Here is a 23,471-nt window from a genome sequence, read left to right as displayed (position 1 = left end):
CTGTAGGACAACGTCTATTCAAGTGACTTTAGCAGTTCTTTTTGTTGAGTTGCAGGCAATCCTTTCGACTCGGCAAGGCTGATGGCCTTGGAGAGGAAGGTCTGCGCTGACTCTGAGTTACCTGCGCCAATGTTGGTTAGGGCTAGTTCAGTAAGAATTTGAATCTGTTGCTGAACAGTTTTAGCGGACTCAGCCTGAGAGAGGGCCGTTTCCAGGTAGTGAAGTGCATTTGCAACATCGCCATTCTTGCGGTACTGTCTGCCAATTGCAAGTGCAAGTTGAGCGCATCTGATTTCCTGACCTTGTTGCAGGCATCGCTGATATTCCGAAATCAGCTGGCTGAGAGCCGATGTTGGCTGGTTAGCATCCAAACCAAGCGACGTCTCGGTATCGTTTTTATGATTGGTTACCTGCGATTGAACCTGATCGTTATCGGGCCGTACTGCATTAACGTGCTCCCTGACCTTCATCTGGTCAGGACGTTGTTCCTTTTGAGTATGTATCTGATTGGCAGGCAGCGGGGCTTCTGCATTGTCAGGAAGCACCTTGGTTTCCGGATGGTCCTGCAGAGACAGTACATTATCAGTTCGTACCGGTTGAGCACTGTCATTTCCCGTAACCAATGCCAAACCAACACCAAGAAGTACCAACACGATAACAGCGGCACCCCATAATATCCAGCTACCCAAGCCCCTTTGTACAAAAGGCCTGCTACCTGGTGTGACGTTCATCTTGTTGATAACCGAGGTTTCAGCCTCCGCAATTACTTCAGCAGGTGCTGGGGAATATATCTGAGCCTCTGCCAGGATACTTTCTAATTTTTGCAACCTTGCAATTTCAGCAGCCAGAACCGGATCTGCAGCCAGAACAGCCTGCAGCTCTTGTAGCTGCTGAGCAGACAGTGAGTTTTCTAAGTAGCCGGCTAATAGTTCTTCGTGTGTCATTTTAGTTCATCCATTATCGGAGCAAGGATACTGGCAATTTGCTTTTTTGCCCGAAACACCCTAATCTTTGCAAGGGATTCCGTAATACCCAGGCATGCCGCAATTTGTTCATAGGAAAGATCGTCGAAGTATCGAAGTTCAAGAGCTTCGCGGAATTCATCCTGTAATGACTGAACAGCCCGGTGAAGTGAATCTTTGAGGATAAAGTCGTCACTAAAAGAACTGATGTCAGGCTTGGTATGAATTTCCTCGTTGAGTTCAGTTGTTGTGCGCCGGTTACGAACAGCCTTAAGGCAGGTATTGCGGGTGATCGTAAACAGCCATGCCACGAACGACCCATCTTTAAACGAGTCCCGTTTGTCGTAGATAGCCATTGCGATAATCTGAAAAACATCGTTTGCATCTTCTCTGTTGCCCAGTACCCGTAAACAGTATGCGTAAATTCTTTTGTTATAGCGACCATACAATGTTTTAAATGCAAGCTGATCGTTCGCTGATTGAACGAGAGCAAACACCTCCTCGTCAGAGAGTTGATCATAGGCCATAGTCTGTTTATTACGTCGCTTTGCCACCAAAAACCCCCATTCTGTTGTTCCGTTACATTTTTTTCGTTTTTTGGTCCGGACAGTAGTTGCATTTCCGTAATTATAAGCTACTTTTACGTACCAATCTATGTAGAGTTTTTGTTTTAGGGAGGAATATGGTGCGAACTCTTACTTTAATACTCATTTTTCTGTATGGCAGTTACCTGGCTATTGCACAGGAAGCCTCTAGTGCTCACGGTATGCAGGATGAAACCGCCGTAGCATCACAAGAACCGGCCATAGCCGTAACCGAGCCATACACCCTTGGTGTTGGCGTTAAAGTTGGTTTTTACGGCGGAGGAATTACCACCCAGAATGCTGAAGGACGTAAGGTGAATCCGGAGTTCTGGGCATTCCCGGCATTTGGCGGTGCAATTTATGCTCCGTTCGGTGCAGGTTCGAGTCTGGCAGGTCAGCTTGACATCGGTGTATCAACAAATGGTACCCGAACCCGGCCGTATGAAATGTATGACGGCAAAAAGAACTGGGCCGGCTATTTTATTGAGCGAAATACCTTTTTCACTCTTGCTCCCCAGGTGAATTTTGGCGGATTCCTGATCGGCGTCGGTCTGAACTTCCCGATGTCGGGAAAACGCTGGCACCCGGAGAATTCCGATAATGTGTACACCGTGGACAGGGAGCTTTTTAAGAGTATGATAATGGACGTCCGTGTTGGCAGCTCGATACCGGTGTGGCAAAGCAAACTGGGTAAATTAACAGTGGACCTTTCAGCCCGCTACATGTTTTCCGGTATCTACAATGATGATCAGTATATTTATGGTCACCCTACAACTTCTTTAGGACTCCGACCCAGTGGTTACGCAACAGCCGAAACAATCAATTTTGTTCCGGCCGATATTCATCTTGGGGTAAGCTACTTATTTAATGTTTCATTTTAATAGTAAACCGTAACTATTCAGAAAGAATATCATGACCACAAAGAAATATTCGAACTTATACCTGATAGTTGCACTAACAGGTTTACTGCTTTTTACAGGTGGATGTGCTACCGGACCTAACGGACCTGATCCGGGACAGGAGTTGGACGTAAAATATACAGTTGGCAGCCTTGGAATACCGGAGTTGCTTGATAAGTCAGCCGATGCTATTTGGTCGGGCGACGTAATACGGATGACGAATGTTGCATTTATGGCTGACTCGTTAGTCAATAACGAAGCTCGTTTTGATGAGAGCGTTATTTCGCCCTATGATGATCCGGACGTTATCATACGATTTAAGGATGGCATTCCAACCAAGCCTGGCACGTATCAATGGGAAGCAACAACAATAAACTACGTTAATGCTTTCTTTAATATGGGGGTAACCCAGGGAGCCATCATCCGACAGAATGGTCAGCAGTATTTTCCCGTTGAGGGAACAACCGTCCTAACAGAGGTACGCCTCAACGATGACGGAACAATACAAGGTATATCGGGTTACTGTACCGGCAAGGTACGTACGCTGTGGCCAATGGCTTTTAAGCCTTCAGTGTCGGAACCAGTACCATCCGGTTTTGATCTGAATAACCCGACCCTTGCAGGCGATTACCTCACAATTCACAGCTGTATTTTCAACTCAAGAGTGATAAGCAGGGGTACGCCCAGGAAGTAGAGCTGAGATCTGAGGGGGCTTGGGCATACCTATCAGGCATGTAGCACGAAATATGAGTGCCGTTGTTTACGTTAGGTAAACAACGGCACTTGCATTTTGGAATCAATCTATTCGCAATGTTGCATCAGCTACGATATGGCAATTGGCTAAGACTGTAGTTTTGCATAATGATGAAAGCCAGCCGGGATATTGTTCGTGGTCCAAGAGAACTGAAAGGTCTCACCATTACCGAGTTAGAAGAATATCTCACTACCAGCGGTCATAAGAAGTTCAGAGCACGCCAAATCTACGATGACCTGTATATCCGGCGGGTAGAATCTATAGAGGCAATGCACACACTGCCCGCAGAATTACGGGGCTTTTTGCAGGCCGAGGCCAGAGTAGAAAGCGTGCGGCTACAAAAGCTGCAACAGTCGGAAGACGGTACTGCAAAATTCCTGTTTAAGCTCTGGGACGGAGCCGTTATTGAGAGTGTACTAATTCCAAGTGAGTTGGTCGAGGCTGACGGACATCCCCGCAGAAGAACTCTGTGTGTGAGCACCCAGGTGGGATGCAATCTGGGGTGTACATTTTGTGCAACAGCTACCCTGAAGCTAACACGCAACCTTACCGCCGGCGAGATCGTTGACCAGTTCCTGCAGGCGCAGAAACATAGCCAGAAGCCTATTACCAACATCGTTTTTATGGGTATGGGCGAGCCTCTTAATAACTACACTGAAGTCATGAAAGCCGTCAGGATATTTAATGACCAACGGACGACCATGGTTGCACCCCGAAGAACCACAATCAGTACTGCCGGAGTAGTGCCCGGGATAGCCCGGATGGCAGATGAAAAACAGATAGTAAAATTGGCAATTAGCTTGCATGCGACTACCCAGGAGGTACGCTCCCAACTCATGCCGATTGCCCGGAAATGGCCACTGGATGTGTTGATGGAAGCCGTTGATTACTATTTTAAAACTACCAGGAAGAGTATTACATACGAGTATATTGTCTTTACAGGACTAAACGACAGCATTCATGATGCCCGCAGGCTTGGCCGGCTGGCGCGAAGACTCCCAACCAAGGTGAACCTGATACCGTTTCATGATATTGGTTTTACACATCCACATGGTTTTGCAGCAGAACTACAACCGGCTTCGCCAGAACGGTTTCAGTGGTTTATTGATAAACTCCGCGCTGAAGACGTGCATGTACTTGTCCGCAGCTCCTCGGGCAAGGACATTGATGCGGCTTGCGGACAATTGGCACTGAGTGATGGCTAAGATACTGTTGATCTTCCTTATGCCGGCATACGTCCTGGCTCTTACCAACGATGAGTTGGGCAGGATGGTGTTTTTTGACGATGAAACCTACGTTATCAGACTCGTCAATGGTGATATGTTAAGCGGCACAATTAGCATGATAGACAGTGATGCCAGTGGCACGTTTGTAAAGATCTCGTCGCTCATAGGACAAGCAAAGGTGTATGCTAAAGAAATTGACGTTATTAACTCTACGGAAAAGCATTACCGTCACCGTCACCGTGGTTACATTATGCCAACGGCAATACCCGTTTCCGGTGACCACTTTGTAAGCCTGATGGAAGGTGTTTTCCCGTATGCAGGAGCGGGTATCGGTCAGGTTGTGAGTATTACAGCCGGTAGGTCGTTAATCCCAGGTTTGCCCTTATCTGATCAGGCTTCTGCAATTAATGCAAAGTTCACGCTTGCTAAGAGTGTAAATGGACTTATTGAAGATGGCTGGCAGTTTTACGCCCTGGGTGCAAACGTAGGCTGGTTAAACGACGTAAACTTTATGGCGCATATCTACGGTGTGGCAACATGGACCGGTAAGCGAACGCAGGCCAGCACTATGCTGTTTGGCAAGGTAGCGGGTGAAGACACCTATACCATACATGCCGGCACACTAACCGATCCGTTTGGTCTGGTATATGCAACCGGAAGCATAGGAGCTGCATTAAGCTTAGACACTCGATTTCCTGAGTTTCACGATCTGCACTTTGTAGGAGAACTTTGGGCCAGTGACTTATCGAAGCCATCGAATACCATGTTATACATGGGACTCCGGCAAGCTAACACAGCCGTAGCGATGGACTTTGGTCTTGCATTAGTTCCCGGCCCAATGGTTTTCCCGTTAGTTGGTTTTGCCTGGACTCCCTGGTAGACCTGACTACTAGAAATTTGGAGGCCAGATAGTAACCGGGACGTGCTTTCCGTCCTTTGTATCAATCTCTATCGCAACCAAACCAAACTTGTGGTTGGTAATGTATGTAATTTTACTAATCATCGGGTCATTCTGCATATATTCTTCGGTTTTGAACACCTTGATTCGCCAAAATGCCATTTCGTAATCATCTGTTGTGCTGTGGTACACAACTGTCCGCAAGAGCTTCTCACCCTCAGCATTTGTAAACTCGTATTTGTCGCCCACATTTGCATTATAGCGAATTACAGTAAACGGCTTGGAGGTATTACCCTTACTTGACACATATTCCTGGATCCCATCGCTGGTGGCGCGAAGTTTGATCTCTTTCCAGACTCTGATATTATCGGGATTCGATGTATCGACGGAGATTTCGTATTTGTTGATGTAGTAGTTACGAATACTTGCCCGGAGCTCCTCGGAAAAATCCTGAGTGCCAAGTAACGTATCAAGACCGCGCACCAACGTTGTATCAAAAGTATAGTGCACCAAAATGGTAACATCACCGTTCTCATTTTTTGTTACAGTGATACTATCGTTTATGTGCTCATTTAGTGGATACGGAATAATATCTATCGATGCGCTAAATTTATCACCAACGTTGGTATAGTCCAACTTTGTATTGCCGCCCAGCTTTTGATTGGGGTCATTACTGTCTGAATCCAGCAGACCGCATCCGGTGAAAAAAACAGTCATTGCAGCAATTAATGCAACTGCAATCTTCTTGGTGTGTAAAGAGTGTAGCATAGTAAACCAGTAAAAGTGGATACAATTCAAGATATGGTTCACCATTTTAATTATCTATGACTTCTGTCACAAAACTTGCTGGGTTAAGGGGGCTGGAATACTATACTTCCGGTTAACGCTCTTACAAGCCCCGTACTGGTTAATACCCACCTCTCGCAAGCATTCAATTTTCCAGCCTGAGTAATCCGCGTTTTACCGTATATTCGCACCTTACAACTGGTCAGGTAGCTCAGTTGGTAGAGCAGAGGACTGAAAATCCTCGTGTCGGGGGTTCAATTCCCTCCCTGACCACTTCGTAAAATGCTAAGCTCCTTGTAAGTAACGACTTGCAAGGGGCTTTGTGTTTGTGGGGGACATTCTGGGGGACATTTTGGAGGGTGTCACTTGCGTTTATTCAGCACACCAACTCGTTGCATATACTGCTTCATACCAGCTACGCTATCCGCATTCTCATCTTGAGTTTCCTTCTTCTTGGCCGATAAGCGTTTCCGCTGGCTATTGGTCGGCGACAGTCTATGCCTTTTGATCTTAACCCCTGTGACCTCATGGATGCCGATTTCGTACCGTGTCTTTCGCAAGTGAGGGACGTACCCATGAGAGCTGACAAGTTTGAGAATATGAGCTGGCAGTCCATCACAGAAGTCGGATGTTCCGGAAAATGTAATGTCGTCGACATAACGGCTATAGTGCAGTCCATGTTCGCGCGCAACCTCAAGGAGGGAAGCGTCAAGATCACTCAATACCAGGTTGCCAAGGATCGGAATGGTGCTAGCTCCCGTTGGTAAGGGTACATAGTCTTGTGGCAACTCCAGCCCGCTCGGGTGACATGACTTCGTAAAAAACGAGACTGTTTAAAAAAGTGTGTCAATGGCGTTACCTTTACCAAACATACGGAGCACCAACCATGAACACCAGCACATTTGACTTCGAGTCATTTACGAAGCAGGCAGCTGAACGGCTCAAAGCAGGAGACTCTTTCTTTGGTCGTGATGGCGTACTAACGCCACTACGTAAAGAATTTGTCGAGGAGGCATTAGACGGCGAACTCGATGCCCATTTAGAATCGGAAAGCGAACAGTCCACACAGTCAAACCAACGCAATGGACGAAAAATCAAGAGCGTGAACACGGGCATGGAGAAGCTTCCGAGAGGCACCACGCGACCGCGCAGGCACGTTCCAACCGCAGATTTTGCCCAAGCGTGAGCGAACACTTGGTGTGGACCCAGACAAACAGATCATCGCCCTGTAACCCTTGTACCAGAATCGCTAGCAATTATCGGCAAGTACCGTCACCAGGGCAGAATGCCATCCTTCCGCTCCCAGCTGATGAACCAACAGTTAAAGCAATTAAGGCAGCGAGCCGAACTCAACACCCCAACACGGATCACCCGGATTCAGGGAGCAAAGCCCGTCGAACTACGGGGTCCTACATGGCAGTTTCTAACCACGCACGTCGCCCGGAAAACCTTCGTGACCATCTCATTGGAGCGGGGCATGCGTGCCGAAGTCGTTATGAGCGTCACTGGTCATCGCAGCTTCAAAACCATGAAACGCTCTCTATTACCGACCAATCGCAACGCGACGCCATGGAGCGAGTGTGTGGAGGGGGAGAGTAGGGGGCTGGGGCAAAAGGGCTTCGTATTCCCGTAGCTGATTGTATGGAATAACTAATTAAAAAAACATAGTACTAACAGCGCTCAGATATACAAGCACACTTATTCTGGCCCCTGGAGGCATTGATCTCGTTATACAAACCGAACGGAGATGTATCCACGAGCAAGGCCCGGCTTAGTGAGCGACAGTGGAAGTCGTTTTATCAGCATTCAATTCAAAGGGTGCAATTCAGACAGCGGTTTCAAACGCCGTCACTCTTCCGCGTATTATCCGCATTTTAATGGTATGATGGAGCGTCGGTTCCACCCGACTAAGAAAGGACTGCGGCTTTGATGATTTGTAACAAACAAACTACACCAAGACACCTAAATCTCATGTCTCAAGCTTACTCATAGAAGAACCTTGCAATATTGATTCTGCATTTCAATAACTTTCATTCCTCATGGTATGAATGGGATCTACGTAGGCGGTGGGGGAAGAGCATTAATTGCGGGGAGCGCTGCTCAATAAACAAGGGAAATACTAGCCGCGAAGTAGAAATACCAATCACTAGCGAAGCCAGAGCAATCTTGAATGGAAGCAGCCAGGTGAACACTGCAGCAGCTCGATAACAGCACCGATTTCCGGGTTTTGTAGTGACCGTCCTAGGATGTCATACCATCCAATATGCTGTAGAACTTCATGATCGCCCGGTTTACCAGAATCCACGCTTGTTATGCGATCCTCATCAATCCTAGCAATAAAGTGAGATTGCTCTACCCCCTGTCCTAACACAAACAGTTTTCCCTGATCTTGATAGAGTGAGCTAAGACTAGTTGGCCGTTTGTCCTGCATGCTAAGGAATCTTTTCATCCTTGGAGCTGAATCGTACTCACAGATGAAACCACGTGATGTCGATTCAATCAATTGCATAGATGTTCGGTCAACATCGATTATGCATCCAACAGCACTCACATTCTGATCACTTGAGAGCATCGCATCACTCAAAGTCAGGTATGTATGTTTTGGCAGAAACTCGGATACCGATTTTAGTTCACCCGAAACGATGCTGTACCTCCAATACTGTATACCCCACCTAGGTTCATCTCTGTTTGTTGCACGTGCAAAGATCACAACACTTTTATCAGCTTCGTCAACTTCAATGAATTGAGCCTGATATCTATGATCGCCCACATCGCTCAAAGTCACTGAATGCTGTTCAACCTCCGAGTATATCCCCTTTACAATAATTCGGTTGCGGTAGTCCATGCCAATGACGTGTTCTTGCCAGTACACGACAACTGAGGTATCAACAATTCGAATAGCTGATTCGCTAATACTCACACTATCATTTGTAACCGGTACCTTCCACACGCTGTGCCAACCAGATACGGTGTCAACGATGTATGCAAACAACGTATCTGTGGTATGGGTCTGTACAAGTGCCGTGAAGACGATAAAATTCCCCGCGGCGTCTATATTCTGAATGATATGAAACGCTGGCTTGGGAGGTGTCAACAGTGATGAGTCAAGTGTCCTACCGCCTGCAAATGAATATCTATAGACATCACTGGGTGCGGCACGATTCCCTACAAGGCACTCCCCAATACCCTCGCCAATCATCTGAACGGCAGCAATTCCAGCATACCGGATTTTCGAAGACTTTGGCGTCCAAGACCATCTCATGTTGAATGATTCATCGAATCCATACAAACTCATATTGAGATTATTGCCCAACAACACGATTTCTTGGCCTCGCTTTGCTTGGAAGATCAAACGTGTGTTTGGCGCGATAGAGTCCAATACTCTAAGTATTGTTGGTTCAACCCGCACTGATTCATCTATACCTGCACTAACAACAGCCATCTGAAGCAGCACCAGGACCAATATCATTGCAACACGTATCAACGACATCTTGATGCATCTCCTATCTTAAAAAAGTCAGAAGTCTTATCCTGGTACATGTGTTGAGAATCAAGGATCACTATTCCTGAGGGCACATCGGTCTGCATATTGTTGAGAGAATGGTACCTGATGGAGGAGGGGCAATGATACCTTGGTCGTCGCAGCCAATTCGTGGTCCAGAATAAGACTGAACGACTGTTTGAACAGTGTTTGTTTCGGTGTCGTAGCAATGTTCAAGAGTTGTTGTACAGCAGAAATGGGTGCAAAATGCAAGTTTGAAGAATGGATCGAGCAGAATGACTGGTTGTGTGGAGGTGTAAGAGCTCTGTACAAGTTTAACACATGATCCTTGAACAAACTCTTGAGTTTTTAAAGACATTTGGGCATGGATAGAGGCCTGGGAGATTATCAGGATCGTTGAGAAAATCGTACTCACTAACGGCAGGTATGAGTCCGTTGAACATTCCCAGAACAAAATCTTGATCAACTGGACCAGGATATCCTAATGGGTACATATCTGATTTCAATCCTGCGCATCCTGGGTCGTTGATATTGATCGGTGCCCAACCAGTTATGCTCAGTCGGTAAACTAGTTTCCATACTCCGCCGAAATTCTCCAAGCAGGCCCAGCCTCTGTAAGTAACCATTAAATAACAATTTGGGTAGTTTGGATGAGTCAAGATAACTTGTCCAGGCTCTGCATTTCCCGGTAAATCTACACCTTGCAGTTCAATGCAGTTTTCAACACAATACCAATTCTGCTCGCTTTTGGCAACTGTAGCTGAAAGTGAGATAGTCAGCAACAGAAACAAGAGTTTCTTTGTGAAAGTACTCTCAAATCTTAGTGAAAAATACAACATGTGCTTCCCCCCACTTAGTTTACAGTAGGGTCATGTAAAAAAAGAGTGAATTATTGTTGAGTTCGAATTCCATAGGTGGAACAAATCCGATAGCAGAGTGTAGCCGTACGGTGTTGTAATAGTTGTGGATATACTCCGCAATTACTTCAGTTGCATGCTCTATCGTTCTAAAAGACTATGTCCGTTTCCTAGTTGATAACCGAGAGACTTCAGTCTTGATTGTTTTGGATTTTGTTGTTTACTTCGTTTAAGATCGCTCGTTGCAATATAGACAATCTTTTATAGTTGTGTACTCGTCGCCATGATTGTTCTGCGTCGAGTAGAGCTAGATCTGACTACCGTAATCTCTGATGAACGTCCCCCCTAATGGTTTACAGTGTGGTCATGGTTAAGTTCTCAGTATAGAGAGTACTGAAGAGAAAGGAAACACCAATGAGCACACGAGATAGAAGTAAACGCTACGATGCAAAGTATGAGCGTCGAATAGTGTTGAAGTGGCCCGGTGAAAATAGACACTCCTGATAGTCAGTAAATTAACATTTGACAAAAGGAGTAAGCGATGAAAGGACCCCGTATGGTATTTAACGACGAGTTCAAACGGGCAGCAGTTGCCAAGGTAGAGGGTGGCCGCACAGCAATGTCGGTAGCCTCGGAGCTTGGCGTAGCCGTGGAGCTGATCTACCGTTGGAAAAAGGAGATCCAGGCAACGTCGGCCACAGGCCAGACGACTATCAAAGAACTTGAAGCCAAGCTTCGGCAGATGCGCAAGCGCGCCGAGCGTGCGGAAATGGAATCTGCCATTTTAAAAAAAGCAGATTGGATCTATGGCAACAGTCAGGCAAAGGACTAAGGTACATGTTTATACACCAGCATAAGCGGCAATGGCCGATCGTAGTGAGGTGCAAGATACTTTTCGTGCATCCGAGTGGTTACTACGCGTGGCTGCGCCGCCCTGCATCGGAGCCCAGTGCTCAGGAACAGGCTTTGTTGCTGGCCATACGCGAGATCCACACTTCGCGCAAACAGACTGTGGGAAGCAGGCGGATGGTCTGAGAACGTGCCATCCGGCAGGTGTGCGCGTAACGCCACTGTGCTGCATACCCGCTTTGACGATAGACGCGGTGGACAGTGCACTCGGAGTAGTCGTGCCCCTGATCGCGTATCCAGCCGAACACCAAGCGATTACCCCATGACGGGTGCTTGGCTACAACCTCAGCGATTACTGTCCGCACCGGCGCATCCTTAAGTGGCTGCTGGTGTTGATAGGTTAACATCGCACGAGATACGTCCATGAGAAACACGACCCTGCGTTGTTCAACACCGCGATTGTTGGTGTACGTAGCTGCTTGGACTCACTCACGTACGCCTACCATTTTGTTGATGCGTTCTCCTTCATCACTTCAATCTCGAGATCACGCCCAGTCAGCAATTTCTTCAGCAGAGCACTCTCCTGCGTCATTCGCTTGAGTTCAGACACCTGGCTCGGCACCATACTGCCGTACTTCCGGTGCCCAATGCAGATGGTGTTCAACGACACGTTGTACTTCTTCGACGTTGCGTCGAGGCCGTGCGCATGCGATTCCCGCACAATGCCAACGATCTGTTCGTCTGTGTACCGACTCTTCCTTATCAATCCTCCTTTGAGACACCTGTCTCAACTTAAGACTGGTCCGATTATTTCACACCACTCCGGTAGTTCCCCTGTTATTTCACTACCCTATATGTTTCAAGTTTCGTACGTATTTTACTGTCCGACAATGTGATAATAGAAGTATGACAACCATCCTTACTACCTAACAAACAATAGATGCCGGAATTTAGGGCTTGTTCGTAGCTTGAAATACATTGAACCAATATAACACAAATATTTATTAATTAGATGTGAGGAAGGTGAACCATTTACACATGCTTTCTTTTGGCATAATCCGGGTAATTCGATATACCATCGTAGCAGCATGTGTAGTGTTCATGCTTTCATGTACGGCAGAGACTGACGATACTGGTGAGGTATGGGATCATACTCACGTGAATGAACAATTGGACAGTGCCAATCAACTATACTACACGGGCGAACTGGTACAAGCTCTTCAGGTTTTAAAGACGGTACAGGAACATTGGCCATTATCGTTGCCGAAAGATGTCAGGCAGCGCTATTACTTTTTAGTCACCAGGGTACTGTTTGATGCCGAGGCCTATGCCCAGTGTATTGATGCAGGCATGGTGTATGCACACGACCCGATGCTCCCGGGATTTGCATCGCCACATAGGCAAACGTTATTTGTAGCTCATGCACTAAAGAAAGCGGGTGACTACTCCATGGCACTTGTGTGGTACCGTGCATCACTGCTTACAAATCCGCATGTGATGAAACGTGACGTGTACGGGAATCTGGCCACACTGTTCACTGAATTACGTCAGTATGATTCGGCTCTCGTATATGTTCGCAGCGTTGATAGCATGCACGCCTTGGAGAAGAATTGGGATGAAAATGCTGTGGTATGGTACAGGTTTTTGGCTGCACGTTGTCATGCCGGACTTGGTGACCGTGACATAGCAATAGCGGAGCTTAACCGGGGCATTACATACGCAGAACAACACCGGCTCAGCTTTGATCAAATTCAGGTAGGGGTCCGCCTGACCCTGTATGAAAGGCTACTTCGCGACTCCGTGAATATGAAGCGAATTGGTTCGGCATGGGAGCCGTTGAGCAAACGGTTACGCAGACTGCTGCAATTGGATTCGCATGAGATTAAAAACCTGGTACCCATAAGAGACACGGTACGCAAGAATATCCAGAACGTAGATACTTTTTTTCTAAATGACGTTGAATCGCAGCGGGCGGACCGGCTCCCTGCAAGTGCAAGCTGGCTGATAACCGGATCGGTTGTTGACCGGTACGGATGGCAGTGGGTTGCTACACTGCAGGGGTTATTTCTGCGCGTTGGACCACAGTTGTGTGCAGTTCAGATGCCGAACACTTCAAGACTGTATGCAATAGCAGATATCACCATTGCATCGGATACCCTGGTGTTACAGCGATATGATGGATCAGCTGATAAAGTTGCCATCGATGATCTACGCCTGCCACCTCGAATTTCAGGACAGCTTCCACGGAATAATCCTGTTGAATGGAGCAGGCGGCATTTGCTGCGTCAGCCCGTTACCGGATTAACGGAACTCCAAAATGAAAAAATAGTCTATTTTTATAATAATAAATATGGAGTAGGATCACTGGAATCAGAGCCCCTTTCAATATTCCCAATTCGTATGAATGCCAGACAGTCGTGGCAAGGCATCGTAAACTGTGGGATAAGTGAGTCAGATTCTGTTCTGCTGGTAGGGACGGATAGGGGGCTTTGGAGACTAAATATCTTTACGGGTAATATTGATTCTGTTTACCTACATAATTCAATCATCGAAGGGACACCGATTCGGCAGATTCATCGCCTGGACCGGCGAAGGTTACAGGTTGACTTTTCATTTGGTGCATCCTGTGTCTTCCAGATTGATGAAAAGGGCACAATCATGTGGCAGAATGGTACTGTAACCGTGCCTGTATGGAGTACAGATGTAACAGCACACAGTGAACTCCCTGTACACAGACTGTTAATTGAAGACAGGATGAATGCAGCGGAGGTTGTTGTTCACGAACGTACAAATTCAGTCCCCCCCCTAACTGTTCAGAATCAGTACTTAACGTCGCTATTACTGGGTGATACACTGCGGACTCTGTTCGGCGGACGGTGGCTGGCTTTGTACAACCGTGTTGATACCTCGGTTACAGTCAAGACAATTCCCAACACAGCCGGCATACGGGAACAGATGGTATCTACCGCCGCCTTGACACGGAACTCCGCAATTGTTATGACTGATTCCCTGGGAATAACAGTCGGACGCATCAAACCCTCACAGCCATCCCCAGGGAGTTTGATATGCGCTTATTCAACTCCCGGGAGTAACGGCTACAGCATATCTGCTGATGGCTTTTCGATTTCGCTCCCTGCTCATAGCCGGACCTGCTCTATTATACTCGGTAAAGAATCTTCATTCGGGTCGTTGCAAATTCCCATTACCATAACACGCTCATGGGACGATTCGGTACTTTCCTATACTACTGGTGACGTTGTACAGTTAAACAACATACCACCGGGAAAACATACGCTCCGGATGCGGAGTGGCGATAATACAGTTCCATTTTTGGCAACGATCGAAGCTGATGCATTTATCACAGAAACACTGTGGTTTCGGGGTGTACTGATACTTCTGCTGCTGTCTCTGGTGTTTGCATCGGTAAAATATATTATGGTTCGCCGCCAGAATAAAAAGAATATGATGAAGCTGGCAATCCTGGAAGAACGGATTCAAATTGGCAGAGACCTTCATGACGCACTTGGAGCAGATCTTGTTCGGATAAACATGCTTACTCATGCGGATCCTACGGAAACAGTAATGTCGGATATCTCTGTGGTTACCCGTGAAGCAAACCGAACACTACGTGATATTATCTGGTCCGTTTCAGAAGTATATACCCTGGATGCCGTTGCAGCCCGACTTATTGAAAGAACTCGGACCTCCTTGCAGGAAGCCGGAATATCATTTCAGTTAGATAGTGTAACCAGCATCCCGCAAGTCCCGCAAACCCCTCAGCAACTTCGTGACCTTGCACTGATTGTTACCGAAGCCGTTACCAATGCAATAAAACATTCTCGGGCAACCAACATGTTGATGAGAATAACGGTAGAGCCCCACGACGTGACTATTAGCTTGTCGGATAATGGTATCGGATTCGATACTCATGCTGTTAAGCGAGGTGTTGGTTTAAACAGCATGGCCTACCGCGCAGAGCGATCCGGCTTTATATTGAACCAGGAATCGGTAAAAGGTAGGGGAACCACTGTTAGTTTACACATATCCTTAAAACAGCCATGATAACAATTGCAATTGTAGAAGATCATCAAGCTGAGCTTGATGGGTTCATTAAAGAACTCTCTGCTGAATCCGATTTGCGGATAGTGGCAACTGCGGGGACAGCTCAGCAGGCTAGAGAGCTTTTCCCGCCCTTGGTACCCGAAATTGTTATCGTGGATTTAGTGCTTCCCGATAGTACCGGAGCTGCTCTCATCGTAGAACTAAAAGCAGCACTGCCTCAAACCTCGTTCCTTGTTGTAAGTGCATACGAAGATTACGACAGGATTTATTCTGCGATAATTGCAGGGGCCGTAGGCTACCTGGGAAAGGTTTATCTGAAAGGAGATCTTGCACAAGCGGTAAGGGAAATTCATGGAGGGGGCTCACCCATGAGTAGTCCGATAGCAAGGAAAGTTATCAATGCGTTTCATGTTGCGGCAAAACCGTCAATGAAAATAAGCCAGCTTTCAGAGCGTGAGCAGGAGGTGTTACATATTCTGGCTACCGGACGCAGTTACCAGGACATCGCTTCGTCCCTTTTTATCAGCGTTGAAACCGTACGAACTCACGTGAGGAATATTTACCGAAAACTACAGGTGCACTCAGTTTCAGAGATTAATCACTCTGAGCTGTTCCGGCCTGGTCAGAAGTCCTCTTCAAAGAAGTAGTATCACAAAGACCGTACAACCTGATAGTGTTATCGGCTAACGCCGTAACAGAAAAATCAGCTACTCTACGCAGTGCCATGTCTATTAGGCGTGTGCGTACCTCTCTGTTGGTAAGTATGGTTTCCACATTACCGGCAATACTCTCGGCATCACCCGGCTCTGAAAGCAGGCCCGTATGCCCATGGTGGATGAACTCCGGTATCCCGCCAACGCATGTACTTACTACAGGCACACCTGCTGCCATTGATTCCAATACAACGGTGCCAAGGCCCTCGGACCTGGAGGTAAACATAAAAACATCAAGATCAGGCATTAGCTCGGGTACATTGTGAATAAAGCCTACGAATGACACCTTGTTCCCTAATCCAAGCGATGTTGCAAAGTGCTCCAAGCTGTTCCGTAACGGACCCTCACCCATAATAACAAAATGTACATTTGGTTGTCGGGAACAGATATGCTGTGCTGCATTCAGAAACGTCGTCAGATCTTTAGCCTCGTCAAGTGCCGAAGCCGTACCGATTAATCTCATGTTTTCACTTAGACCAAGTTGAGTCCGTAGTAATCCGGAACGTTTAGCCGCATGTGCCGGCTGTGGAATACCGCAGTAAACAACCTTCAGATGAACCTCATTGCCAAGGTATGGTTGGATAGTGTTGCGTACTGCATCCGAAACGCAACTGTATCCGAAACGCAACTGTATCCGCGAATTAGCCTATGCCGGTATTTGTACCTGGATAATGCTGACTGACCAATTGCAAAGTTTACGCACCTGCTTACGACTATCGGTACTTTGTGACGGAATATCACAGACGTCAGCAGGGCTAGCGAGTGTGCCTTAGCGTCATGAGCATGTACAACTGTTGGATTACAGTGCTGAATAGCTCTATGTACGCAGGCAACAGTAAGCGGATTCAGGATGCCACTTCCAATGGGCGTTACCGGACACAGGGTTTCCTGCTTGAGTCGCGTCAGTAAAGCCCCGCCCTCTCTGCAGACGGTGTGCTGATAGAACCCCCTGAGCCTTAACTCATGGATTAGGTAGTACAGTTGCTGCTCGCCGCCGCGCCACGTTGGCTGGGTGGAAAGGTGAAGAATACGATGCTTGGGGAGGACTGTCATTCTGTGGATGAAACTACCAACAGGGTGTAACTCAACCGTCAAATTGCGGGTTATGCAGGTGAAAATAAGCTACTGATTACAAAACATCTCTACATTAGCGTATTATTCTCGATTTTCGCAGTAACTGTTTGACCGGCACCGGTTTGTAACCTACCCCGGTCACACATGACTATGTTAAAATTAACCGAACCATACTCTTACCGTGTACCCCAAATGAAATTTACTACCGCTGTCCTAGCCTTTTTCACAATCATGGTATGCCCTGCATTGGGGTCACCGATTATTACAGACTTGTTTGTGCGTTCAGCAGACAGGTACGTAACGGATATTTCGCCTGCTCCAGATGGTGCAGTTTTCACGGTCAATGCAGTCCGGCTGCAGGAGTTGCGGCATACTACCGTGCAGGGATCACAGGTACTGATGGAGTTCCCTCTCACCAGGCATCACTCAGTAACCCTTACCATGGAACGATTCGAAGTGTTTGCCGCGAATGCAAGCCTTACCCTGAAAACAGCGGGTGGACCCCAGCCCCTTTCACGTCCGTCAAGCGTGCTGCTCCGTGGTGCGGTTTTGGGTGAGCAAGGCTCCGAAGCCATCCTTGCAGTATATCCCAACGCAGTGTACGGGTGGATACGGTCTGTTTCCGGGACGTATTACACAGGATTTTTATCCAGTCATGATAACGAGGTTTCAAGCGGTCCCGCTATATGCGTTTTTAACGAAAGCACTGCCTCGGAACGTCCGGGATGGATGTGCGGGACCAGCGATCCAGCAGTCATACAGCGTCCGCATAAATCCCGTAAAATCGAAAACAGCACACAGGCACTGGTGTCGATTTCGGTTGAACTGGAAGGAGATACGGATTACTACACGGATCATAATAACGATGCCGACGATGCTACGGAATATGCAGAAGCAGTGATTGCGGCTGTTAATACAATTTATAAGCGTGATTTAGGCGCAGTACTGAAAATTGCTAACTGGACACTATGGGAAACAACGGATCCGTACACCTCGACCTCGGCAGATAAGCTGCTTGGACAATTCAGACAGTACTGGGTAACAAACAACACAAACCGTCCTCGTACAATTGCTCATCTGCTCAGCGGAATAAACGACTTGGGAGGCATTGCTTACCTTGAAAGTCTGTGCGATACAAACTACGGATATTCAGTAAGCGGAGTAACCAGCAAGGCCACGTATCCGGCGGCAGGATACGTATGGGATACCGATGTTGTTGCACACGAAATTGGTCATAATATCGGCTCTCCACATACCCATAGCTGTTCCTGGCAGCCGGCAATCGACTCATGTTATAAATCGGAAGGCGGATGTTTTACCGGAACTACACCCGTACAAGGTACGATTATGAGTTATTGTCATCTTACCAACAAAGGTAAAACTCTATACTTTCATGATCGGTGTATCGAGCTGATGACCGAATATCTTGCCAATATTGCCTGCATGCCCGTTGCTGATGATTTAGTAGCGTCGGCTGGTAATGACGCAGCAGTTTGCGGTGAAACGACAGTAACGCTGGACGGTTCCGCCGGCGGAGGTAGGGAACCCTATACGGTTTCATGGAGTCCGGCTGACCTGGTAACCAACCCGGCAAGTTTAAGCACCACTGCATCGGTTACTACAACCACATCGTTCATACTAACGGTGATGGATGCCGATTCAAACTTTGCTTACGATACGGTTAAAGTAACCGTTAACCCCGCAGTTAGTTTGTCGCTTCCTGAAAAATACCCCGTCTGTAAAGGATCAGCCGTAACAGTTACAGCTACCGTCACGGGCGGAACCAATCCCAAAACATATTTGTGGGTCATTAACGGTGTTGAAACAGAAACAAACAACAACACCTATACATTTACACCAAACGAAACCGTAAACGTTTCTGTTCAGGTATTTGATGCTAAAAACTGTACTGATGTAGCCAGTACCGTCGTGGAGGTAAACAACAGACCGGTAGTAACACTAACTGGTCCTTCCGATTCGCTGTGTGCAGCAGACCTGACGGTGCTAAAGCCACGGATTACATCAGGAACACCACCGTTCACGTTTGAGTGGAGGGATAAAGACGGAGTTATGCCGGCGGTTACTTCTGACAGTGTGATTGTTTCTCCTGACGCCACGGCAACATACTGGGTAAAGGTTACCGACTCCAAGGGGTGCGAGGATACAGCGTCCGCCAGAATCCTGGTCAAGGATATACACTTCTCGGTCCAGCCCGGAAAGCTTGAATTGGGTGCATTAGGGTCATGCCAGACCATCTCCGACACCTGGATTACAATCGTAAACTCTGGTACCAGATCGGTTACTCTCGAGCGAATAACGGCAAAGACCATTCAAGTGACATCCAAAGATTTTCCTGTGACGATTGAAGGGGGCTCAAGCCATCTGCTTCCACTTCAGCTTACACTTCCGCTATCGGCTACGATTTCGGACACCCTTGTTATCACCGAGAACTCATGCTTAAACACAGTAAAATTACCGGTCACCGGCCAGCGCGGTAGTTTATCAGCGGTACAGGATATTAACGCTGACCCCGGTATCGATGGTGTTGCCTGTGAAGGCAATACCGAGTCGTGGATAACCGTCCGGTTCGAAAATCCGGGTGGACGCAACACAAAAATCCTGAAAGCCGAATCACGCCTGTCGGGTACGGTTACCACTGTTATCGGTGCTCCCGTGTTGATTGCTGCCAACGGGCAGGCTGATGTAAGAATGCGCTATGTTGCCCCGCTTCCTGCCGGCACGTTATCAGACACGCTGAGTGTTACGTACGAGAGTGAAAACTGTACGTCAACGATACAGGTGCCGGTTACCTTAGTTGGCAGGGAAGTACAACTGATACGCCCGGATACGGTTACAATCGTTGGCATACATTCTGGGGATTTCTGGGACTCGTTAGGAATTACCTTTAATGTTGATATTCAGAATGCTGACGTTCCCACCGCGACAATTACCAGAGTCAACATCCAGGGTCCATTTACAACTGACCTTGTTGCCGGAGTACTGCTCGAGAACAATACAACAATACCCGTGAGGGTTGAGTATGACCGTTCGTATGATTCAGACAAGGACACCGTTATTGTGTACGATGGCATACTGGATGTTTTTGTTGACTCGTGCTCTGCTCCGTACCGCATATACCTGATTGGACGTATTACCTGGCAGTATTCCGGAACCTCGGTTCTTGAACACCATCAAACGTCAACCAAACGAATAACCATACGTAGCCGACGGTTATTTACGGACCATCCGGATGCCTATGCTTCTGTTGTGGATGTTCGTGGTGCCATTGTAGCACAAGGGGCGTGCGGGTCAGACGGTTTGAGCATAGAGAACGTTGCACCGGGTGTTTACGGAGTGATGCTAAAGCTGCCAGATGGACATGGAATCTCAGCAGTGGTACTGATACGGTAGGTACACGTCGGCTAGAAGTTGTAAGTGTTTATATCGATATCGGTATAACCCGGCTTTAGCCGACAAATTGGATTTATAAGCCCCTTCCCTATGTCATACACCCATCCGTGCAGGATTGGGCGGTTTTCTTCGTGCCATGCCCGCTGAATCAGCGAATAGTATGACAGGTGACGTGTTTGTTCCACAACGTTAAGCTCTACCAGTCGGCGGATGCGTTCCTGCTCGGTAGGAAAGGATTCCAGCTCTTTCTCATACAGCCTGTAGATATTTTTTATGGGCTGTAGCCAGTTGTTTATCTCACCAAGATCGGTTTTTTGCATTGCTGCCCGTATGCCACCGCAGTTGTAGTGTCCGCATACAATAATGTGCTTCACCTTCAGCACATTCACGGCATATTGTAAAACTGCCAGAAGATTATAGTCGGTGCTAATGACTAAGTTTGCCACATTCCTGTGCACAAACAGCTCACCGGGCTCTGCACCTGTTATGTATTCAGCCGGAACGCGGCTATCGGAGCATCCAATCCACAGGAAATTCGGCTCCTGATTATGAGCCAGGGCTTTAAAGAACTCCGGATCTGCTGCCAGCTTTTCGGCACGCCAGTTTTTATTGTTCTCAAGTAGTCGTTCTACATCTTGCATTTGTTCCTGTTGGGCTAAATATGGTGCCGTCAGTCGCTACCGTAATCTGTCTGTTCACGGCAGCCACCAAACGTGTTACCGACCATGCAGCCACTATAACCGGGCTGATGCTGGTACAAAACTACTTGAGAAAGCGGTTTTGCGCTGCCCCATAGCCCCCTGACACTAAAGAATCTAATGCTCACCACCGTTTCATTTGCGATATTTGCGGTACTCAGCTACTGTACCAATGTGCCGTAACGACCGATGTAATCAGGAGGACAAGCGTGGACTTATTTCAAAAATGCTTTGATTTTACCCGTGCCGACGATGTTAAAAAAGCCGGCCTATATCCGTATTTCCGTCCCGTAGAAGAAAACGAGGGACCTGTGGTCAGGTTAGAAGGACGTGACGTTATTATGGCAGGCTCTAACAACTACCTTGGTCTGACTGCCGACCCCCGGGTAAAAAAAGCAGCCAAGGATGCCATTGACCGTTACGGGACGGGCTGTTCCGGCTCACGGTATCTGACCGGAACGATTAACCTGCACGTGGAACTCGAAAAACGTCTGGCCGCCTATCTTGGCTACGAAGACGTATTGCTGTTTTCCACCGGGTATCAGACAGCACTCGGCACGGTATCGGCACTTGTTCAAAAAGGTGACTATGTTGTCAGCGACAAAGAAAACCATGCCTGCATTATAAGTGCAGCACTCCTCGCAAAAGGGGGCTTTGCGCAGTTTGCACGGTACCAGCATAACGATATGGCTGACCTGGACAGAGTGCTTGCCAAGATCCCGTCCGATGCAGGGATACTCATTGTCACCGACGGGGTTTTCAGCGTCAGCGGCGAACTGGTAAACCTTCCTGAAATGGTTGACGTTGCTGAGAAATACGGCGCCCGGATACTTGTTGACGATGCTCACGCCACGGGTGTTGTTGGTGTGGGCGGACGTGGCACGGCAAGCCACTACGGGCTTACCTCACGTACGCACATGACGATGGGAACGTTCTCGAAAACGTTTGCGTCGCTTGGTGGTTTTGTGGCAGGACCTGAGCGCGTAACCAATTACCTTAAGCATCATTCACCGGCACTGATTTTTAGTGCATCGCCAACACCGGCTTCGGTGGCCTCGACGCTTGCAGCTCTTGAGATTCTTGAAGCTGAACCGTGGCGGATTGAAAAACTTCTTTCAAACGCCGATAAAATGCGCGACGGCTTTAAAGCCATGGGCTATACGGTAATAGACAGTCGAACCGGAATTGTACCCGTGGTACTGGGCGATGTAGAGAAAACCCTCTTCTTCTGGCGTCAGCTGTACGACAGAGGTGTGTTCGTGAATGCCTTTATTCCTCCGGGAGTACCACCCAACCTGTCGATGCTTCGTACCAGCTACATGGCCACCCACGAAGACCACCACCTGGATAAGATTCTTGAAGTGTTTGGTGAAGTTGGCAGGAACCTGGGTATGATTCCGTAATCTGTCATGAAGATTACTAAGTTCGAAAGGGGGCTCCAGGACAGAGTAGCAATTGTCACCGGTGCCGCCGAAGGCAATGGCCGAGCCTTTTGTGAGCGTCTGGTACAGGAAGGTGCCAAGGTTGTGATTGCCGATATCGAGGATGCATCTGCATTTGCCAAAGAACTATCGGAGGAAGGGGCTCAGGTTCTGTATGTACGAGCGGACCTCACGAAGGCAGCAGATGCCCGTGCTGTAGCAGAGTTTGCTTTAAGCGCCTTTAACCAAATCGATATTCTTGTTCATAACGTTGGTTATTATCACGAAGAGCCTTTTGATCTGCTGTCGTTCGAAGAGTGGGATAAAACTCTGCAGATCACACTGCATTCGGCCTTCCACATCATTAAAGCCGTCCTCCCTGCAATGAAGCAGCAAGGTTATGGACGGATTATCACGTTTTCCAGCGATACCGTCTGGCTGGGAACTCCATACCTTACCCATTACGTTACCGCCAAGATGGGCATCATTGGCCTGACACGATCACTTGCCTCCGAAGTTGGCAAATACGGAATAACCATTAACACCGTTAGCGTGGGTTTAACGGCAACACAGAATGCCGACAAAGGAACGGTAGGCGTTACCATGCTGCAACACATTATCCCAAGCCAGAGCGTACACCGTGCCGATGAGCCGGAAGATATTGCCAATGTGGTTGCATTCCTTGCACTACCGGCTTCGGGTATTATTACCGGTCAGACAATTAATGTTGACGGTGGAGTAGCAAAACACTAATTTGTGCGAACGTACTTATAAA

At 47.7% G+C, this 23,471-nt stretch carries 22 protein-coding genes and 1 tRNA gene; 12 read left to right on the top strand and 11 right to left on the bottom strand.

Annotated elements, in window-relative coordinates:
• Nucleotides 1–14 precede the first annotated feature (14 nt).
• On the bottom strand, nt 15–944 hold the full coding sequence (locus HRU79_05615; protein ID QOJ26151.1) for a tetratricopeptide repeat protein: 930 nt from the start codon (nt 942–944) through the stop codon (nt 15–17).
• Nucleotides 941–1,489, bottom strand: a complete 549-nt coding sequence (locus tag HRU79_05610; protein ID QOJ26150.1) for an RNA polymerase sigma factor — start codon at nt 1,487–1,489, stop codon at nt 941–943. Before HRU79_05610 ends, HRU79_05615 begins: the two co-directional genes overlap by 4 nt.
• A 155-nt stretch (nt 1,490–1,644) precedes the next feature.
• Here HRU79_05610 and HRU79_05605 point away from each other — a divergent pair, with 155 nt between their 5' ends.
• The 4 genes from HRU79_05605 to HRU79_05590 all read left to right on the top strand — a co-directional run bounded on the left by HRU79_05605 (nt 1,645) and on the right by HRU79_05590 (nt 5,305).
• Complete coding sequence (locus tag HRU79_05605) at nt 1,645–2,427, top strand: hypothetical protein (GenBank protein ID QOJ26149.1); 783 nt, start codon at nt 1,645–1,647, stop codon at nt 2,425–2,427.
• A gap of 31 nt (nt 2,428–2,458) precedes the next feature.
• Complete coding sequence (locus tag HRU79_05600; GenBank protein ID QOJ26148.1) at nt 2,459–3,139, top strand: hypothetical protein; 681 nt, start codon at nt 2,459–2,461, stop codon at nt 3,137–3,139.
• Between the two features lie 167 nt (nt 3,140–3,306).
• Nucleotides 3,307–4,404, top strand: a complete 1,098-nt coding sequence (gene rlmN, locus HRU79_05595; protein QOJ26147.1) for a 23S rRNA (adenine(2503)-C(2))-methyltransferase RlmN — start codon at nt 3,307–3,309, stop codon at nt 4,402–4,404.
• Nucleotides 4,397–5,305, top strand: coding sequence for a hypothetical protein (locus tag HRU79_05590; GenBank protein ID QOJ26146.1), 909 nt, complete (start codon nt 4,397–4,399; stop codon nt 5,303–5,305). Before rlmN ends, HRU79_05590 begins: the two co-directional genes overlap by 8 nt.
• A 9-nt stretch (nt 5,306–5,314) precedes the next feature.
• On the opposite strand, the gene HRU79_05585 is transcribed toward HRU79_05590, so the two are convergent.
• Nucleotides 5,315–6,091 carry a hypothetical protein gene (locus tag HRU79_05585; protein ID QOJ26145.1) on the bottom strand — a complete coding sequence of 259 codons (777 nt, stop codon included), beginning with the start codon at nt 6,089–6,091 and terminating at the stop codon, nt 5,315–5,317.
• Nucleotides 6,092–6,309: 218 nt separating this feature from the next.
• On the opposite strand from HRU79_05585, the gene HRU79_05580 reads away from it, so the two are divergent.
• Both HRU79_05580 and HRU79_05575 read left to right on the top strand, forming a co-directional pair.
• Nucleotides 6,310–6,382, top strand: a tRNA-Phe gene (locus HRU79_05580).
• A gap of 613 nt (nt 6,383–6,995) precedes the next feature.
• Nucleotides 6,996–7,295, top strand: a complete 300-nt coding sequence (locus tag HRU79_05575; protein QOJ26144.1) for a transposase — start codon at nt 6,996–6,998, stop codon at nt 7,293–7,295.
• Nucleotides 7,296–8,255: 960 nt separating this feature from the next.
• Here the strand turns inward: HRU79_05575 and HRU79_05570 are convergent.
• From HRU79_05570 to HRU79_05560, 3 genes are all read right to left on the bottom strand, one after another.
• A complete protein-coding gene (locus HRU79_05570) occupies nt 8,256–9,599 on the bottom strand; it encodes a hypothetical protein (GenBank protein QOJ26143.1) in 1,344 nt (447 codons plus the stop codon).
• A gap of 326 nt (nt 9,600–9,925) precedes the next feature.
• Nucleotides 9,926–10,450 (bottom strand): hypothetical protein, encoded by a 525-nt coding sequence (locus HRU79_05565; GenBank protein QOJ26142.1) that lies wholly within the window; start codon nt 10,448–10,450, stop codon nt 9,926–9,928.
• Nucleotides 10,451–10,469: 19 nt separating this feature from the next.
• A complete protein-coding gene (locus HRU79_05560; GenBank protein QOJ27280.1) occupies nt 10,470–10,613 on the bottom strand; it encodes a hypothetical protein in 144 nt (47 codons plus the stop codon).
• 396 nt (nt 10,614–11,009) lie between these two features.
• Between HRU79_05560 and HRU79_05555 the strand changes: the two genes are divergently transcribed.
• Nucleotides 11,010–11,300: a transposase gene (locus HRU79_05555; GenBank protein ID QOJ26141.1), complete on the top strand. Its 291-nt coding sequence runs from the start codon at nt 11,010–11,012 to the stop codon at nt 11,298–11,300.
• A gap of 121 nt (nt 11,301–11,421) precedes the next feature.
• Here HRU79_05555 and HRU79_05550 read toward each other — a convergent pair whose 3' ends face one another.
• Together HRU79_05550 and HRU79_05545 are read right to left on the bottom strand one after the other, a co-directional pair.
• Entirely contained in the window at nt 11,422–11,724 is a 303-nt protein-coding gene (locus HRU79_05550) for an IS3 family transposase (GenBank protein QOJ26140.1), read from the bottom strand.
• A 92-nt stretch (nt 11,725–11,816) separates the two neighbouring features.
• The gene (locus HRU79_05545; protein ID QOJ26139.1) at nt 11,817–12,083 is read right to left on the bottom strand and encodes a hypothetical protein; all 267 of its coding nucleotides are present in this window, start codon (nt 12,081–12,083) and stop codon (nt 11,817–11,819) included.
• Between the two features lie 272 nt (nt 12,084–12,355).
• On the opposite strand from HRU79_05545, the gene HRU79_05540 reads away from it, so the two are divergent.
• Nucleotides 12,356–15,379, top strand: coding sequence for an ATP-binding protein (locus HRU79_05540; GenBank protein QOJ26138.1), 3,024 nt, complete (start codon nt 12,356–12,358; stop codon nt 15,377–15,379).
• A complete protein-coding gene (locus tag HRU79_05535; GenBank protein ID QOJ26137.1) occupies nt 15,376–16,026 on the top strand; it encodes a response regulator transcription factor in 651 nt (216 codons plus the stop codon). Before HRU79_05540 ends, HRU79_05535 begins: the two co-directional genes overlap by 4 nt.
• Here HRU79_05535 and HRU79_05530 read toward each other — a convergent pair.
• Complete coding sequence (locus HRU79_05530) at nt 15,974–16,555, bottom strand: glycosyltransferase family 4 protein (GenBank protein ID QOJ26136.1); 582 nt, start codon at nt 16,553–16,555, stop codon at nt 15,974–15,976. The genes HRU79_05535 and HRU79_05530 overlap by 53 nt on opposite strands.
• Nucleotides 16,556–16,641: 86 nt before the next feature.
• Nucleotides 16,642–17,145, bottom strand: coding sequence for a glycosyltransferase (locus HRU79_05525; GenBank protein ID QOJ26135.1), 504 nt, complete (start codon nt 17,143–17,145; stop codon nt 16,642–16,644).
• A 213-nt stretch (nt 17,146–17,358) separates the two neighbouring features.
• On the opposite strand from HRU79_05525, the gene HRU79_05520 reads away from it, so the two are divergent.
• On the top strand, nt 17,359–20,577 hold the full coding sequence (locus HRU79_05520; GenBank protein ID QOJ26134.1) for a hypothetical protein: 3,219 nt from the start codon (nt 17,359–17,361) through the stop codon (nt 20,575–20,577).
• 11 nt (nt 20,578–20,588) lie between these two features.
• Here HRU79_05520 and HRU79_05515 read toward each other — a convergent pair whose 3' ends face one another.
• Nucleotides 20,589–21,218, bottom strand: coding sequence for a carbonic anhydrase (locus HRU79_05515; GenBank protein ID QOJ26133.1), 630 nt, complete (start codon nt 21,216–21,218; stop codon nt 20,589–20,591).
• A gap of 266 nt (nt 21,219–21,484) precedes the next feature.
• Here HRU79_05515 and HRU79_05510 point away from each other — a divergent pair, with 266 nt between their 5' ends.
• Complete coding sequence (locus HRU79_05510; protein ID QOJ26132.1) at nt 21,485–22,678, top strand: pyridoxal phosphate-dependent aminotransferase family protein; 1,194 nt, start codon at nt 21,485–21,487, stop codon at nt 22,676–22,678.
• Between the two features lie 6 nt (nt 22,679–22,684).
• Nucleotides 22,685–23,449: an SDR family oxidoreductase gene (locus HRU79_05505; protein ID QOJ26131.1), complete on the top strand. Its 765-nt coding sequence runs from the start codon at nt 22,685–22,687 to the stop codon at nt 23,447–23,449.
• Nucleotides 23,450–23,471 lie beyond the last annotated feature (22 nt).

This window comes from Ignavibacteria bacterium, from assembly GCA_015709655.1.
In the GTDB taxonomy this organism is placed as follows: domain Bacteria; phylum Bacteroidota; class Ignavibacteria; order Kapaibacteriales; family Kapaibacteriaceae; genus OLB6.
Note: the sequence above shows the minus strand (reverse complement) of the source record. Positions and strands in the feature narration are given on the sequence as shown.